Genomic DNA, 14,326 nt, shown 5'->3' on the forward strand with positions numbered 1-14,326 from the left:
AGCCCATGGATCGGGGCAGGCGGTCGGTTGTGGAGGGATGATGATGGCGGGACGTTTTTCCAGGATTGCAATGGCGCTGGCCGCGCTGGCGACGACGGCACTGCCGGTTGCTGCCGAAGCCCATGGACGCTGGGATCGCGGCGGCTGGGGCGGACGCGGATGGCACCGCGATCGCGGCGGCATTGACGGCGGGGATGTGCTGGCCGGGCTGCTGATCATCGGCGGCATCGCGGCGATCGCCACGGCTGCCAGCAAGGCCGAGAAGAAGCGCAATGCGCCCGAGGACGATGGCTATCGCTATCGCCCCGAGGTCGATCAGCGCAACGATCAGCGGGACGTTCAGCGCGACCGGCAGCCCGACGACTGGCGCGATGACAGCCGGGCAGGCGTCGGCTCGCGCGGATTGAACGACGCGGTGGATTCCTGCGTCACCGAAGCCGAGCGGACGGGTGAGGTGGACGAGGTCTACGACGCTACTCGCAATGGCGATGGCTACCGGGTGTCCGGCACGCTGCGCAATGGCGACCGCTTCTCCTGTGATGTGAGCCGCGAAGGCGGGGTCCTGCTCGACATTCGCCGCGGGCGGATCTGAGCCGGCCTGCCAGCCTTTCACACTCCGGGCAGTGTTTCTTTTCGTGACGCCTTGCAGGGAACGCGCTCGCTGATTATCGGCTGGAGAAACCCTTTTACGAAGGATATCCGGCCGATGACCACGTTCGACGATCGCGAGAAGGCTTTTGAAGCCAAGTTCGCCCGTGACGAGGAAATGATGTTCCGCGTCCACGCCCGCCGTAACCGTCTGCTGGGCACCTGGGCCGCCGAGCGCATGGGCCTCGATGCAGCCGAGACCGAGGCTTATGCCAAGTCGGTCGTGCAGGCCGATTTCGAGGAAGCCGGCGACGAGGACGTCATCCGCAAGCTGCTGGGCGACCTGGTTTCGGCCGGGATCGAAACCGACGAAGCGGAAATCCGCGCGGCGATGGAAGCCAAGCAGGTCGACGCTCGCCGCCAGCTGATGGGCGAAGCCTGATGGCAATGCCTGCGGCCGAGATCGAGGCGATGATCCGTGCGGCCTTGCCGGACGCAGAGGTCGAGATCACGGACCTTGCGGGCGACGGCGACCACTATGCCGCCCGTGTCACATCTGCCGCCTTTGCTGGCCTGAGCCGCGTCAAGCAGCACAAGCTAGTCTATGATGCGCTGGGCGGGCGCATGGGCGGCGAGCTTCATGCCTTGCAACTGACCACTGCCGTTCCCAACTGAGGGCGGAAAGGAAACTCATCCACCATGTCGACCGAGCAGCGCATCTCCGAAATCGTCAACGGCAACGACGTCGTCCTGTTCATGAAGGGCACGCCGCTGTTTCCGCAGTGCGGCTTTTCCAGCAAGGCCATTGCCATCCTCGAGCATCTGGGCGTCGAATACGCCTCGGTTGACGTGCTGCAGGACATGGAAATCCGCAGCGGCATCAAAGCGTATTCCGACTGGCCGACGATCCCGCAGCTTTACGTCAAGGGCGAGTTCGTGGGCGGTTCGGACATCATGATGGAGATGTTCCAGGCTGGTGAATTGCAGCAGCTGATGGAAGATTCCGGCGTCAAGGCAGCCTGAACTCCACAACGAGAGCGTTTTGGGAGGCGCGGTCGGCAATGCCGGTCGCGTCTTTTTTGTGACTTGCTTGTTGTGGGAGGTCCCGGGAGAGGCGGAGCCATAGAGACCGGGGGGACTGGCTCCGCCTCGAGAAGAAGCTACTCTTCGGGACATCAAGACATAAGCATGTTCCGTGCCAGTTTGCGGAATAGCCCTGTTCTTCTGGTTTTTCCTATCGCGAGGTCATGAGGTCGATTGCGACGATGTAAAGCGATCCGACAGTTTCTCCAGGGTTGGCAAGCGCGCGTTGGCGGGACATGATTGCCAAGATGGAAACGCACGATATCGAGCCCGAAAACTGGCTGAGCAAGACCACTCCCGCGGCAACCGTGATCATCTTCCGGCATGCCCCTGCCGGTGGCGCGCCCCAGATTCTCATGGTGGAGCGCAATGCCAGTCTGAAGTTTGCCGGTGGCGCGACCGTCTTTCCGGGTGGCAAGATCGATGCATCGGACTTTACGCTGGCGGAAAGCCTGGCACGGGGCGGTGGGGATGACCTGGATGACCTGGCGGCGCGAGTGGCTGCTGTCCGCGAGACCCTGGAAGAGACCGGCCTGGTGGTTGGCATATCGGGCGAGGTTGATGGCAGGCTTGCGGCCGAAGCGCGCCGCATGCTGATTTCGGGCGGTGATCTTGCCCCGGTACTGGCCGAGTTTGGCTGGCAGCTTGAGGCAGATCGCCTGGTGCCGTTCGCCCGCTGGTGGCCTAAGCACCGGACTGAAAGAATTTTCGACACTCGCTTCTATCTCGCCAACCTTGGCACAGGTGCGGTTGATATCGAGGTTGATGCCACCGAGAACCGGCATCTCTTCTGGGCGAGCGCGCAGGAAGCTCTCGATCTTGCCGAGGCGGGCAAGATCAAGGTCATCTTTCCGACGCGACGCAATCTTGAGCGCCTGGCATTGTTCGGCAACTACGACGAAGCGCGCAATCATGCCGAGACGACACCGATCGGCACGATCAGCCCGTTTGTGGAAGAGCGGGAAGGGCGGCGCTGGCTGATGATCCCGGACGGGTTGGGATACCCGGTCCGTGGCGAACCGCTCGACATGGCGCAACGAGGCTAAGCGTAAATCCTTAGGCTGGCGGTCAGATGCTGTTGGTGACCTTTGTGGCACTGTGATGTCGAGGAGCCATCATGTCGGGATTGCCGGTACTGTCTGCCGAACGGCCATCAGAAGTTGCCGAGAGCATCGCGCTGACCACCACGGCGCCGCGACCCGCCAGGCGGGAAGACGCGCCTGTTCGTTCGCCAGTCCATCAGTTGCAGGATGAGCTGTTGGCCGGGCGATTCGGGCAGGCGGAGGGTGATTCGCCACCGGAAAGTGCCTCGGGCTGGGTCCGCCTTGCGTTGCCACTTGGGCTGTCGGTTCTGCTTTGGACTGTAATTTTTGGATTTATTAGGATCGTTTCTGGACCTTTCGTGCCGTAACGAATTGTTGAGAGGCTTGGGCAATGATCCTGCGCATGCGTAGCCCACTCGATCTGCTGACACCTGGTCAGATTTCCCGCACCGCCCGCGTTGTTGCAGTTGCCAGCGCGGTTGCGCTCAGCTTCGGTTATGTGACAAACGAGCTGTCCGTGACGACAGCCGGGGTCGGGTCGTTCTTTCTGGCGTGCTCGCTGCTGCTGGCCGCTCCCCGTCAGCGAGCGACCGAGCTGCTTGGCGCTGTGACGGTATGGCAGTGCTTTGCCGAGTTCCTTTCGACCGTGCAGAGCGGGCAATTCGCGATCTGGCGGCTGGGCGTATCCATTGCCACGCTCGGCTGCGTCATGGCGGTGATCCGCGTGCAACATCTGCGCGAACTCACCCGCCAAAGCCCTGACATGCAGCTTCAGCATCTTGATCGGCGCACTGTGAACGGCATGGGCATCCTGCCCCGGACCGACGCACAGCTTGCGGAACTGCGGCAAGAGGAAGCGGCCTGAATCCGCTTCAAGGGAAAAAGGACGGCACCGCTGGTTGCCGCTCCTTGTTGCGCAGGTATGATGGCGCCATTCGAAAGGATGGCGGATGCGGATTGTCACACAGGTTCTTGCTGCTGCCCTGACCCTGGCGTCAACGCTCACACTTGCGGCCCCGTCGTCTGCCGGCGATCGAACCGAGGCGCTGACCCTGTTGCGGCCGGACGCTGTGTTCGATGGCGAGACCGCAGTTCTGCGCAAGGGCTGGGCGGTTCTGGTCAAAGGCAACCGCATAGAAGCGGTCGGCCCTGACATCGTCGCGCCAGCCGAGGCTTCGGTCATAGCTCTGCCCGGCACGACCCTCATGCCGGGCATGATCGAGGGGCATTCGCACCTTTTCCTTCACCCCTACAACGAGACGGCCTGGGACGATCAGGTCCTGCACGAACCGATTGCGCTGCGCACCGCTCGCGCCACTGTCCATGCGCGGGTGACGCTGATGGCGGGGTTCACTACCGTGCGCGATCTTGGCACCGAAGGGGCGGGCTATGCCGATGTCGGGCTGAAGCGGGCAATCGAGCAGGGGATCGTGCCGGGGCCACGCATGCTGGTGGCGACACGCGCCATCGTCGCGCCGGGAGCTTATGGGCCGCGCGGCTTTGAGCCGGGCGTCGTTGTGCCTCTGGGAGCAGAGGAAGCGGGCGGGCCGGACCTGATCAATGCCGTGCGGCGGCAGATCGGCGCCGGGGCGGACCTTGTGAAGGTCTATGCCGACTATCGCTGGGGACCAGGCGAGCCGAGCCGACCTACATTTACCGAAGCGGAACTGAAGGCCGTGGTTGAGGCCGCGCACGGGGCCGGACGGCAGGTTGTTGCCCACGCCAGCACGGCAGAGGGCATGCGCCGCGCCGTGTCAGCTGGTGTCGATACGATCGAGCACGGCGACGAAGGGACGCAGGAGGTGTTCGCGGCGATGAAGGCCAAGGGCGTTGGCTTCTGTCCGACGCTTGCCGCAGGTGATGCGATTGCGCGTTATCGCGGATGGAATGGCGAGGCGCCGGTGCCCAAGGGCGTGCAGGAAGGGTTTGACGCGCTCGCCAAGGCCCGCAAGGCCGGGGTCGCCATCTGCATGGGCGGAGACGTCGGCGTCTATGCCCATGGCGACAACGCGCGGGAGGCCGAATTGATGGTCAAGGGCGGGATGACGCCTGCCGAGGTGGCAATTGCGGCCACATCGGGCAATGCGAAGATGTTTGGCATCGCTGACCGGCTCGGCAGCGTGAAGACGGGAATGCTGGCCGATCTGGTGGCGGTGGAGGGCAATCCGCTCACCGACATTAGCGTGATCCGCAAGGTCTCGCTGGTGATGAAGGACGGAGTGCTGTGGAAGGGGCCGGTCGGGCGCTAGGCCTTCTGGCTTGCTTTCGGCTCCTTGAGCATGGCGCCTGCCAACGCGGCATAGTCCGGGCAATCCGACGTCCCCGCAAGGCGTTCTTGCAGCGCGCGATAGTGTTGCAGAACGGCAGTTCCCAGCGCGGTCAATCTCGCCCCGCCGCCTTTGGCGCTGCCGGGAGAGGTTTCGACCAAGGGTTCTCGCCAGCAGCGGTTCATGGCATCGACCAGCAGCCACGCGCGGCGGTAGCTCATGTCCATCGCGCGCGCTGCGCCGGAAATGGAGCCTGCGCGGTCGATCGCATCGAGCAGGTCGGCCTTGCCGGGGCCCATGGCAATCTCGTCGCCACAGTAGAGCTGGATCTTCAGTTTGAGGCGCTGCATCGGCGGCAAGTTATCGGCGCGGTCGGCAGGGTTGCAACTTGTTTCGGTGGCAACTAGCACGCTGCGATGATCGCCGAAGTCGAACCGTTCCACGCCATCGCCGTTTCCCGCATCGCGCACGATATGGAGGCGGCGGGAGCCAGTGTCATCCATATGGAGTTCGGCCAGCCATCGACCGGCGCTCCGGCCAAGGCGATTGCCCTGGCGCACGAGGTGCTCGACAGCGAGGCGATGGGCTACTGGGAAAGCGTGGCCCTGAAGGACCGCATCGCCCGCAGCTATGCCGAGAACTATGGCGTTACGGTGGAGCGCGAGCAGGTGATCCTGACGTGCGGCGCTTCGCCCGCTTTCGTGATGGCGTTGTCGTGCCTGTTCCGGCCGGGTGCGCGCATCGCTCTGGCGCGGCCGGGCTATGTTGCCTACCGCAACTCGCTGAAGGCCATGTACCTCGAGCCGGTCGAGATGGATTGCGGCCCGGCCGAGCGGTTTCAGGTCACTGCGGCGGCGGTCGATGCGCTTGACCCGGCGCCCGATGGACTGATCGTGGCGAGCCCGGCCAATCCGACGGGCACGATCATCGAGCCTGCAGAGCTTGTCGCAATTGCCGAGGTTTGTCGCCGGAAGGGGATCAGGGTGATCTCCGACGAGATCTACCATGGCCTGAGCTATGGGGCGAAGGCGGCGTCGATGCTCGAGCATCTGCCCGATGCGGTGATCGTCAATTCGTTCTCGAAATACTTCAGCATGGCGGGTTGGCGCCTCGGCTGGCTTGTGGTGCCGCCTTCGCTGATCGATGCAGCGCGGGCGCGCATGGGCAGCCTGTTCCTGACGCCGCCGGTGCTGGCGCAGAAGGCTGGTCTCATGGCGTTCGAGTGTCGTGACGAGCTGGACGGGCATGTCGAGACATATGCCCGGAACCGGTCGATCCTGCTGGAGGCGCTGCCCCTCATGGGCCTCGGACGCATTGCGCCGCCCGATGGCGCGTTCTACATCTATGCCGATGCGAGCGAGTTCACCGACAACAGCCTGGCGCTGTGCGAGGAACTGCTGCGCGATACTGCCGTGGCGACTGCGCCGGGGATCGACTTCGACCCAGTCAACGGCAAACGCTTCATCCGCTTCAGCTTCGCGGTTTCCACGCTTTTGGTGGAAGAGGCGATGCGCCGGATCGGGCCGTGGTTTGCGGCACGGAGGAAGGGTTAGTCGGGGGCCAGCACCATTTTGAGCGCACCTGCCTCGCGCGCCTCGAACAGGCGGTAGGCTTCGGCGCCCTGTGACAGGGGCAGGCGGTGGCTGATGTAGCGTTCGGGCTTGAGGCGGCCCGAGGCGACCAGCGGGAACAGCGCCGGCAGTTCCTCGGGCACGGAGCAGGTGCCGACGCGGAAGGTCAGGCCGCCGGCAAAGGCGCGTTCCAGCGGGAAGGGGAAGCGTCGCGACTGCTGGACGCCAATGACCGAGACGGTGCCGCGCACGCGGACCAGGCGCAGGGCCATGTCCACCGTGGCATCGGCGCCGACGACTTCGATGACGCAGTCCAGCCGCCTGCCGTGGGTGTCCTCCTTGATGCGTGCTGAAGCTTCGTCGGGATGGAGGGCAATCGCGCCGAGACTTTCGGCAATGGAGCGGCGTTCGGCTACAGGATCGATGGAATAGACCACGTGCGCGCCCATGACGAAGGCGCTTTCGACGACCATCAGGCCGATCGGGCCTAGGCCGATCACGCCAACCGACGCGCCGGGGCGGATGTCCGCCTGCCGCGCGCCGAACCATGCGGTTGCGAGGGCATCGGTCATCATCAGGGCCTGGTCGGTGCTGACGCCATCCGGGATCGCAACGGCGTTGGCATCGGCGGCGGGCACGCGCACCGCTTCGGCCTGTGAGCCTTGCAGCTTTGCCGAAAGGCCGTAGCAGCCCGATCCGTTGTTCTCGCAAGTGTTGACCACGCCTGCGAGGCAGGATCGGCAGGCGCCACAGCCGACCGCCGCCGGGATCATCACCTTCTGGCCCACCTTCAGGCGATGGACGCCGCGGCCGACCTCGACCACTTCACCCACGGCTTCGTGGCCGACGCAAAAGCCGACGTCTTCGGAGAAGCCGTGGCCATGATAGATGTGCAAGTCGGAGCCACAGATCGAGCAGGCATCGACCTTGACGATGGCATCGCGATCCGAGTGGAGCGCGGGATCGTCCATGCTTTCGTGGCGGATGTCGCGAGCGCCGTAATAACGCAGAGCTTTCATGGCAGCGGGTCCTTCAGCGGGCGTGCGAGGCGACGTATTCGGCGATCTTGAGCTTGCCGAGCTGGCTCATGTGCACTTCCTCCGGGCCGTCGGTGAGGCGGACGTAGCGGTTGAGGGTGAAGAAGTAGGCCATCGGGCCGTCCTCGCTGACGCCCATCCCGCCGTGGACCTGGATCGCGCGGTCAGCGACCTGCTGTGCCATCGAGGGCGCGACCACCTTGATCGCGGCGATCAGGTCTCGCGCTTCCTTGTTGCCCTTGCGATCCATCGCATCGGCCGCCTTGAGCGTGAGCAGCCGGGCCATTTCCACCTCACAGAAGGAGCGGGCGACGTCCTGCCGCACGCTCGACTGGTCAGCCAGCTTCTTGCCGAAAGCGACGCGGCTGTCGGCGCGGCGGGCCATCCATTCGAGCGCGCGCTGCGCCTGGCCGATCGAGCGCATGCAGTGGTGGATGCGGCCGGGCCCAAGGCGCCCTTGCGCGATCTCGAAGCCGCGTCCTTCGCCAAGAACCATGTTGGCGCGTGGCACGCGGACGTTGTCGAAGCGCAGTTCGACTTCGCCGCCCGGAGAATTGTGCGAGCCGAAGACCTTGAGGTGGCGAACCACGGTAACACCGGGCGTGTCGCGCGGGACGAGGATCTGCGAGTGCTGGCTGTGGCGCGGTCCGTCGAAGAAGGTCTTGCCCATGACGATCATCAGTTCGCAGCGGGGGTGCATGGCGTTGGAAATCCACCACTTGCGCCCGTTGATCACGTAGTCTTCGCCATCGGGGATGATCGAGAGTTCAAGGTTGGTGGCGTCGGACGAGGCGACCTGCGGTTCGGTCATCACGTAGGCCGAGCGGATCGTGCCTTCGAGGAGCGGGCGCAGCCAGCGCTCCTGCTGTTCGGGGCTGCCGAACTTGGCAAGAACTTCCATGTTGCCGGTATCGGGAGCGGAGCAATTGAATACCTGACTCGACCACGGCACGCGGCCCATGATTTCGGCCAGGGGCGCGTATTCCAAGTTGGTGAGGCCGGGTGACCATGCGCCATATTCATGGGGCAGGAACAGGTTCCACAGGCCGGCCGCGCGCGCCTTGTCCTTGAGCGGTTCCATCCCCGGCCATTCGGCCCAGAGGTTCTGCTGGTCATGGACGAAGTCATAATAGTCCTGTTCGGCCGGATAGATGTGCTCGTCCATGAAGGCTTCGAGGCGAGCGAGGAGGTCCTTGACCTTGTCGGTATGTTCGAAGTGCATCCCGGAATCTTTCAGAGCGAGAGGCCGCCGTCGACCACGAGAGTGTGGCCAGTGACGTAGGAAGCGAGCGGGGAGGCGAGGAAGATTGCGGCACCGGCCATGTCGGCAGGGGTCCCCATCCGGCGTTGCGGAATGCTGGCGAGCGCCCCTTCTAGGCGCTGCGGGTGGGCAGTGGTGACCTTGGTCAGCTTGGTGTCGACCAAGCCGGGGGCGAGGCCATTGACGCGGATACCCTCAGACGCGAGCGCTTGCCCCAGCGTCTTGGTCAGGCTGATCGCGCCGGCCTTGGAGGCAGCATAGGCGGGGTTGCCGATATTGGCCTTGAGACCGGAGATCGAGCTTACGACAATGATCGAGCCGCTGCTTTCGGCAAGCTGCGGGCGGAACTTCATCGAACAGTGCATCACGCTGTCGAGATTGACGGCCATGACCTTGTCCCAGCCTTCCCGCGCGAATTCTCCGCGCTTGTAGACGACGGTGCCTTGGCAAAGGACGAGCACATCGAGGCTGGAAGCGGGGAACGGGGCGGCCGCGATGGCATCAGGATCGCCGACATCGACGCAGGTGTAACCGAGACCGGAGAGATCGGACCCTTCGGCAGGATCGTAGTCTTCCGCCCTTGGCCGGGTTCCCCAGACGTGGACCGTGGCACCGCGTTCGCGGAAGGCGTGGGCGATGCCGTTGCCAATGCCGCTGGAGCCGCCGACGACAAGGACATGCCTGCCGGTGAAGTCTGTATCGTCGATCATCATTCTCCCTTTCGGCCGCTGCATGCGACTCTGTGCAGTCAGCTTAATGGCCCATTCGCCACGCAAAAGACCCTCGCCATCTTTCGAAAGCGAGGGTCTTTGCATCCATTCCTGCGAGGTCAGAACGAAGCGCGGACGCGGATGCCGTAGGTGCGTGGCGAGCCCGGATAGGCGTTCTGGTCGCCGGTCTGGAGCGGCGTCGGGAAGGACTGGGTGAACCACGTCTTGTCGAACAGGTTCTGCACCCAGCCTTCGATCAGCAGACCGGTCTTGGGCAGCTTGAACCCGAGGTTGGCGTTGACCAAGGTCACCGCGCCCTGTTCGGCCGAAGTGGCCGTGCTGATCAACTGGCGGCTCTGATACTGCGCCTGCACGCGGGCCAGCACGCTAAGGTTGTCGTTGACCGGCTGGTCCAGGTTCAGCGTGGCATTGCCGGAGAACTTCGGGCTGAAGCGGAAGCGCGAGCCCGACAGGACCGGGTCGATGTTGCTATCCTTGCCGTACTGGGCATGCGGGATCCACGTGCCATCGAGGCCGAGCGTCAGGCTGTCGGTGATCTGGAACAGGTTCTCGATTTCGAGGCCGTAGTCCTTTGCCGACTTGGCATTGAGCACGGTGAAGCGCAGCCCGATGAACTGCGCGATCTGGAGATCGGACAGGTCATAGTAGAAGAAGGCGATGTTGGTGCGGGCGCGTCCGTCGAGGTACTGGAACTTGCCGCCGACTTCGAATGCGTTGACCTTCTCCGGCTTGTAGCGCGGGTTGAGCGGGGCCTGTGCCGGCGCATTGCCGAAGAAGCCGATGCGGATGGCGGCGGGCAGGGCATTGTAGACAGCCGCGTTGTTGATCAGCGTGCCCGCCGCGTTGACGTCCATGTTGACGCCGCCCGCCTTGAAGCCGCGGTTGTACGTTGCATAGAGCATGATATCGTCGTTTGGACGGTACTGAAGGCCAAGAGTGCCCGAAAGCGCCTTGTTGGTCGTCGTGGCGTCGTATGCCGGCGACGGGGCGATGCCGAGCAGGGTGAACACATCTGTCGGGTTCGGGCGATAGAAGGCGTTGTTGAAGAAGCCGCGCTTCTTCTCGATCGAGTAGCGCACGCCAGCGATGACGTTGAACTTGTCGTTCACCGCGAAATCGAGGTGGGCAAAGCCTGCATAGGACTTGGCCGTGCCGCCCATGCGCTCGGTGGTCCACGTGCCGGGGGCGGCGTTAGCGGTGCCCGGCGCGACGCCGAGGCTGGCGAAGATCGCATCCCAGTAGAACTGCGCCTGGTTGGCCCAAGGCAGGCTGCGCCCCATCTTGAGCTTCTCGTCCGAGAAGAACAGGCCGAAGACCGCCTCGGCGTTGAGCGCCGAAATCTTGGTGTTGTAGGTCAGTTCCTGCGAGATGAAGCGGCTGGAGAAGCTTTCGTTGTAGCGGAAGATGTCAGCGCCCGAGAAATCAGGGTCGAGATCGCGCTGGTCGACGGTGAACTTGCGCACAGCCGTGACGGACTTCAGCGTCCCTTCGCCAACCTGAGCGTCGATCAGCATGGTGCCGCCGTAATCCTCGATCTCCTGCTGGCCGTTGCCATTCAGGGTCTGCTCGAACTTGGAAGGATCGCGCGCGGGCAGCTTGCGGCCGGTCGGCGTCATCGACGAGGCCGGGATCAGGCCGGCAAGCACGCCGAGGAACTGCTGGCTGCTGGCCGGCTGGTAGAGCGTCAGCAGGTCGATGATCGGCTGAGTCGGACCATCAATGAACGCCGAGGTGGCGTAGCAGCAGTTGCCCTGGCTGTGTGAGTAATCGCCGATCAGGCGGACGGTGAGATTCTCGCTCGGTTCGAACAGCAACTGCGCCTTGACCGCGCGGGTCTTGTTGTCGTTGAGGCTCTGGCCGGTGGTGCTGTCGGTAAAGAAGCCATCGGCCGATGAGGCGAGTCCGGCGATGCGGAATGCCACCTTGTCGGAAAGCGGAGCGTTGATGGCGCCGCGGGCAATCAGCGTATCGTAATTGCCGTAGGTCACTTCAACGGCACCATTGACGTCGTTGAGCGATGGCGATGCCGAGGCGAGCAACAGGGCACCGGCGGTGGTGTTCTTGCCGAACAGGGTGCCCTGCGGGCCGCGCAGCACCTGCAGGTTGTCAATGTCGAGGAAGTTCTGCAGCGCCGCTGCCGCGCGGGTGCGATAGACCCCGTCGATGAAGACGCCGACCGAACCTTCGAACGAGCGGCTGTTGCCGGTCGTGCCAAGGCCACGGATGATGAGGTTCGCGCTCGACGTTGCGATGTTTGTGACGCGGAAGCTGATCGAGGGACTGATGGCCTGAATGTTGGCGACGTTTTCGACGCGCGCCTGCGCGAGGGTTTCGGCGTTGGCCGCCGTTATCGCGATCGGCACGTCCTGAAGGTTCTCGGTCCTGCGCTGCGCCGTCACGATGATTTCAGCGAGGCCGGTGGCAGACTGTTCTTCGGCCTGCTGGGCGTGCGCGAGGTTCGGCACGGCGGCCGAGGCGACGATTGCGGCCAGTGCTGCGTTACGCAAGTACAATGCTTTCAAGGCTGCCTCCCATGCGCCGCCTTGTGGCGGCTGTAATTGGTGTTCCAGACGCTGTCCCTGACTGGACAGAAGCTGGCTGCATCGGCATTGTGCGTTTAATCGCTTAATTGATCTTGACGGATCGCGGCACACTATTGTCAGATTGCATCATGATGGAATCGGAAACCGGTCTCGCACATTCCAGCGCCATGCGTCAGTTCGCCCACTTCGCGGAGGTTTCAGGGCTCGACCTGAGAAGCCTTTGCCCTCCTGACGTGTTCGCCCACGTGGAACAGGCCAACGAGGCGGAATGGCTGCCGGCAAGCGCCCATGTCGACGTTCTGCAGGCAGCTGCGATCGCATCGGGCCGCGAGGACCTCGGCGTGGCGTTCTCGATGTGGTGCAACGTGCGCGGCTTTGGCCCGATCAGCCTGCTGTGGGATCATTGCACCACGCTTGACGAGGCGACCCGGATAACGCGACGCTACATGCACCTCGAAAGCGCGGCGATGCGGTCGAGCACTGACATCACCGGTCATGAGGCGGCCTTGCGCCATGTGCTCATGGTTCCGGCACGGTTCGGCGGTTCCCAATTCCTGCAGGCTACGCTGACGCTCCAGTTGCGCATCACGCGAATGCTGCTTGGCGAGGAGTGGACGCCGATCAGGCTGGAGCTGGATCATCCGGCGCCGCAGAGTTCGCGATACCATCAGGCGGTGTTCCGCTGTCCGATCGAGTTTGGATCCGATCGCTGCGCGCTGGTCTTCCGCAAGTCTGACCTGCATCGGCCTTCGCAGCGAGCCAATCCCAACATGGTTCGCTACCTTGAGAGGCAGTTGGCCCAGGCCGACAGCCAGTGGCCCGGCGACCTTATGCAGCAGGTGCGCTACTTCATCGCCACCAATCTCACCGAGCGGCGGGCAAACCTGCCGCATGTCGCGGGGCTTGCCGGTCTTTCGCCGCAGAGCCTTCAGCGCCGCCTCGCGGAACGGGGCACGAGCTTTGCGGTCATTCTCGAACAGGTACGCAAGCACACTGCCGACGAGTACTTCCGCACTGCGCGAAGGCCCAACCTGACCGAACTGTCGCATCGCCTGGGCTATACCGATGCCAGCGCGGCAAGCCGCTTCCTGCGCCAGCATATGTCGACCGGAGCGCGGGCCCTGATGGCGCAAGCGCGCCCGCGCAAGGGCCCCGACGGTCAGTCGATAAATGCCTGAGGCACAAGCGATTCTGCAATTTTCCAGAGCTGCTCCTCGCTCGCCCCGCGCATGTGGCGAGAGCTGCGCAGAACCGCCAGCTCCGTGACGACGGAAAGGCCTGCGACGGGCCTGTAGACCACGTTCCCATGATCTCTGGGGCGAAATTGCGCTATGGAGATCGCCGGGATGCGATACTCGCGGCAGTATCGTTCCAGAGCGAAGGCGTGGGCTTCGGGCGGAAGGAAGCCTGTCGCCCCGGCAGCCGCAAGCCACGTCGATATCGGTTGGTACAGGCTCTTGCCGTGCAGCGGCGCGAGCATGGCAATGACCGATCCGGACAAAGCAGCCTGCGGCACGACGTCGAACCGGGCGAGCGGATGCTCTTGCGGAATGGCAAGGCCGATCGGTTCGCGGCTCAGCGTCAGGCGTGGCAGGCCATCGGGAATTTCAAGTTCGCCGCATTGCTGGCGCGCCATGTCTGCAAGATACTTGTCATGGGGCACGACCGCGGCAACGACCAAGGCAAGGTCGACGGTGCCCTTGATCAGGCCTTCGCACAGGGAATAGGCAAAGTCGTTGTCCACCCGCAGCGATATGTCCGGAATCTCGCGCGCGATCGCCGATAGCAGCGCTCCATGCTGGGGCAGCTCGAACGTATAGATCGGCGCTCCGAGGACGATCCGGCGATCAGGTCGGTCCCGCCAGGCGGCGAGCTGCGCGGCGAAGGCGTCAGCCTGAGCGACGAAAGTGCCGGCCTGGTCGAGTAGCGCCCTGCCAACCGGTGAAAGTTGGACCGCGCGCGTCGTCCGGTCGAACAGACGCTGGCCGATCTGTTCTTCTAGCTTGCGGATCTGCGCAGACAGGCTGGGCTGCGTCAGGTTCATGCGCTTCGCCGCGCGGCCGAAGCTGAGTTCCTGCGCAAGTGCGAGGAAGCATCGGATCGCTTTCACATCAACATCGGACTGCATCGCGTCTATATATTCGGACTCACTATAAATCGAAAGATTAAATCGATTGGACGCTGCGACCGAGCGCTCCTAGC

At 63.8% G+C, this 14,326-nt stretch carries 15 protein-coding genes; 9 read left to right on the plus strand and 6 right to left on the minus strand.

Features of this window, described 5'->3' with window-relative positions:
- Window positions 1-43: 43 nt before the first annotated feature.
- The 7 genes from ACZ1JY_RS00810 (at window position 44) to ACZ1JY_RS00840 (ending at window position 4,963) form a co-directional block, all read left to right on the plus strand.
- Entirely contained in the window at window positions 44-592 is a 549-nt protein-coding gene (locus ACZ1JY_RS00810; protein ID WP_465130041.1) for a hypothetical protein, read from the plus strand.
- A gap of 114 nt (window positions 593-706) precedes the next feature.
- A complete protein-coding gene (locus ACZ1JY_RS00815) occupies window positions 707-1,030 on the plus strand; it encodes a DUF1476 domain-containing protein (protein ID WP_039335200.1) in 324 nt (107 codons plus the stop codon).
- Complete coding sequence (locus tag ACZ1JY_RS00820) at window positions 1,030-1,263, plus strand: BolA family protein (RefSeq protein WP_039335197.1); 234 nt, start codon at window positions 1,030-1,032, stop codon at window positions 1,261-1,263. Before ACZ1JY_RS00815 ends, ACZ1JY_RS00820 begins: the two co-directional genes overlap by 1 nt.
- A gap of 24 nt (window positions 1,264-1,287) precedes the next feature.
- A complete protein-coding gene (grxD, locus tag ACZ1JY_RS00825; RefSeq protein WP_118074223.1) occupies window positions 1,288-1,611 on the plus strand; it encodes a Grx4 family monothiol glutaredoxin in 324 nt (107 codons plus the stop codon).
- A gap of 308 nt (window positions 1,612-1,919) precedes the next feature.
- Entirely contained in the window at window positions 1,920-2,717 is a 798-nt protein-coding gene (locus ACZ1JY_RS00830) for an NUDIX hydrolase (protein ID WP_465130042.1), read from the plus strand.
- A 400-nt stretch (window positions 2,718-3,117) separates the two neighbouring features.
- Window positions 3,118-3,579: a hypothetical protein gene (locus ACZ1JY_RS00835; RefSeq protein ID WP_465130043.1), complete on the plus strand. Its 462-nt coding sequence runs from the start codon at window positions 3,118-3,120 to the stop codon at window positions 3,577-3,579.
- Window positions 3,580-3,664: 85 nt separating this feature from the next.
- Window positions 3,665-4,963, plus strand: a complete 1,299-nt coding sequence (locus tag ACZ1JY_RS00840) for a metal-dependent hydrolase family protein (RefSeq protein WP_465130044.1) — start codon at window positions 3,665-3,667, stop codon at window positions 4,961-4,963.
- On the opposite strand, the gene ACZ1JY_RS00845 is transcribed toward ACZ1JY_RS00840, so the two are convergent.
- Window positions 4,960-5,331: a winged helix-turn-helix domain-containing protein gene (locus tag ACZ1JY_RS00845; RefSeq protein ID WP_118074813.1), complete on the minus strand. Its 372-nt coding sequence runs from the start codon at window positions 5,329-5,331 to the stop codon at window positions 4,960-4,962. The genes ACZ1JY_RS00840 and ACZ1JY_RS00845 overlap by 4 nt on opposite strands.
- A gap of 66 nt (window positions 5,332-5,397) precedes the next feature.
- Here ACZ1JY_RS00845 and ACZ1JY_RS00850 point away from each other — a divergent pair, with 66 nt between their 5' ends.
- A complete protein-coding gene (locus tag ACZ1JY_RS00850) occupies window positions 5,398-6,534 on the plus strand; it encodes an aminotransferase class I/II-fold pyridoxal phosphate-dependent enzyme (RefSeq protein ID WP_465130045.1) in 1,137 nt (378 codons plus the stop codon).
- On the opposite strand, the gene ACZ1JY_RS00855 is transcribed toward ACZ1JY_RS00850, so the two are convergent.
- From ACZ1JY_RS00855 to ACZ1JY_RS00870, 4 genes are all read right to left on the minus strand, one after another.
- On the minus strand, window positions 6,531-7,571 hold the full coding sequence (locus ACZ1JY_RS00855) for an alcohol dehydrogenase family protein (RefSeq protein WP_465130046.1): 1,041 nt from the start codon (window positions 7,569-7,571) through the stop codon (window positions 6,531-6,533). The two genes, ACZ1JY_RS00850 and ACZ1JY_RS00855, sit on opposite strands and share 4 nt — an antisense overlap.
- Before the next feature lie 13 nt (window positions 7,572-7,584).
- Window positions 7,585-8,811 carry an acyl-CoA dehydrogenase family protein gene (locus ACZ1JY_RS00860; protein WP_465130047.1) on the minus strand — a complete coding sequence of 409 codons (1,227 nt, stop codon included), beginning with the start codon at window positions 8,809-8,811 and terminating at the stop codon, window positions 7,585-7,587.
- An 11-nt stretch (window positions 8,812-8,822) separates the two neighbouring features.
- On the minus strand, window positions 8,823-9,560 hold the full coding sequence (locus ACZ1JY_RS00865; RefSeq protein ID WP_465130048.1) for an SDR family NAD(P)-dependent oxidoreductase: 738 nt from the start codon (window positions 9,558-9,560) through the stop codon (window positions 8,823-8,825).
- Between the two features lie 119 nt (window positions 9,561-9,679).
- A complete protein-coding gene (locus tag ACZ1JY_RS00870) occupies window positions 9,680-12,103 on the minus strand; it encodes a TonB-dependent receptor (protein ID WP_465130049.1) in 2,424 nt (807 codons plus the stop codon).
- Window positions 12,104-12,252: 149 nt separating this feature from the next.
- Between ACZ1JY_RS00870 and ACZ1JY_RS00875 the strand changes: the two genes are divergently transcribed.
- Window positions 12,253-13,302, plus strand: a complete 1,050-nt coding sequence (locus ACZ1JY_RS00875) for an AraC family transcriptional regulator (protein WP_118074218.1) — start codon at window positions 12,253-12,255, stop codon at window positions 13,300-13,302.
- Here ACZ1JY_RS00875 and ACZ1JY_RS00880 read toward each other — a convergent pair.
- Window positions 13,284-14,252, minus strand: a complete 969-nt coding sequence (locus ACZ1JY_RS00880) for a LysR family transcriptional regulator (RefSeq protein ID WP_465130050.1) — start codon at window positions 14,250-14,252, stop codon at window positions 13,284-13,286. The genes ACZ1JY_RS00875 and ACZ1JY_RS00880 overlap by 19 nt on opposite strands.
- Between the last annotated feature and the right edge of the window lie 74 nt (window positions 14,253-14,326).

It is taken from the genome of Novosphingobium sp. BL-A-41-Hi4B-X5A, assembly GCF_055521705.1.

Bases quoted from the DNA above. Each gene is read 5' to 3' on its own strand.
- ACZ1JY_RS00880 (WP_465130050.1), bottom strand. From the start codon at position 14,252: ATGCAGTCCGATGTTGATGTGAAAGCGATCCGATGCTTCCTCGCACTT.
- ACZ1JY_RS00815 (WP_039335200.1), top strand. From the start codon at position 707: ATGACCACGTTCGACGATCGCGAGAAGGCTTTTGAAGCCAAGTTCGCC.
- ACZ1JY_RS00810 (WP_465130041.1), top strand. From the start codon at position 44: ATGGCGGGACGTTTTTCCAGGATTGCAATGGCGCTGGCCGCGCTGGCG.
- ACZ1JY_RS00835 (WP_465130043.1), top strand. From the start codon at position 3,118: ATGCGTAGCCCACTCGATCTGCTGACACCTGGTCAGATTTCCCGCACC.
- grxD (WP_118074223.1), top strand. From the start codon at position 1,288: ATGTCGACCGAGCAGCGCATCTCCGAAATCGTCAACGGCAACGACGTC.
- ACZ1JY_RS00875 (WP_118074218.1), top strand. From the start codon at position 12,253: ATGATGGAATCGGAAACCGGTCTCGCACATTCCAGCGCCATGCGTCAG.
- ACZ1JY_RS00830 (WP_465130042.1), top strand. From the start codon at position 1,920: ATGGAAACGCACGATATCGAGCCCGAAAACTGGCTGAGCAAGACCACT.
- ACZ1JY_RS00855 (WP_465130046.1), bottom strand. From the start codon at position 7,571: ATGAAAGCTCTGCGTTATTACGGCGCTCGCGACATCCGCCACGAAAGC.
- ACZ1JY_RS00840 (WP_465130044.1), top strand. From the start codon at position 3,665: ATGCGGATTGTCACACAGGTTCTTGCTGCTGCCCTGACCCTGGCGTCA.
- ACZ1JY_RS00850 (WP_465130045.1), top strand. From the start codon at position 5,398: ATGATCGCCGAAGTCGAACCGTTCCACGCCATCGCCGTTTCCCGCATC.
- ACZ1JY_RS00865 (WP_465130048.1), bottom strand. From the start codon at position 9,560: ATGATCGACGATACAGACTTCACCGGCAGGCATGTCCTTGTCGTCGGC.
- ACZ1JY_RS00845 (WP_118074813.1), bottom strand. From the start codon at position 5,331: ATGCAGCGCCTCAAACTGAAGATCCAGCTCTACTGTGGCGACGAGATT.
- ACZ1JY_RS00860 (WP_465130047.1), bottom strand. From the start codon at position 8,811: ATGCACTTCGAACATACCGACAAGGTCAAGGACCTCCTCGCTCGCCTC.
- ACZ1JY_RS00820 (WP_039335197.1), top strand. From the start codon at position 1,030: ATGGCAATGCCTGCGGCCGAGATCGAGGCGATGATCCGTGCGGCCTTG.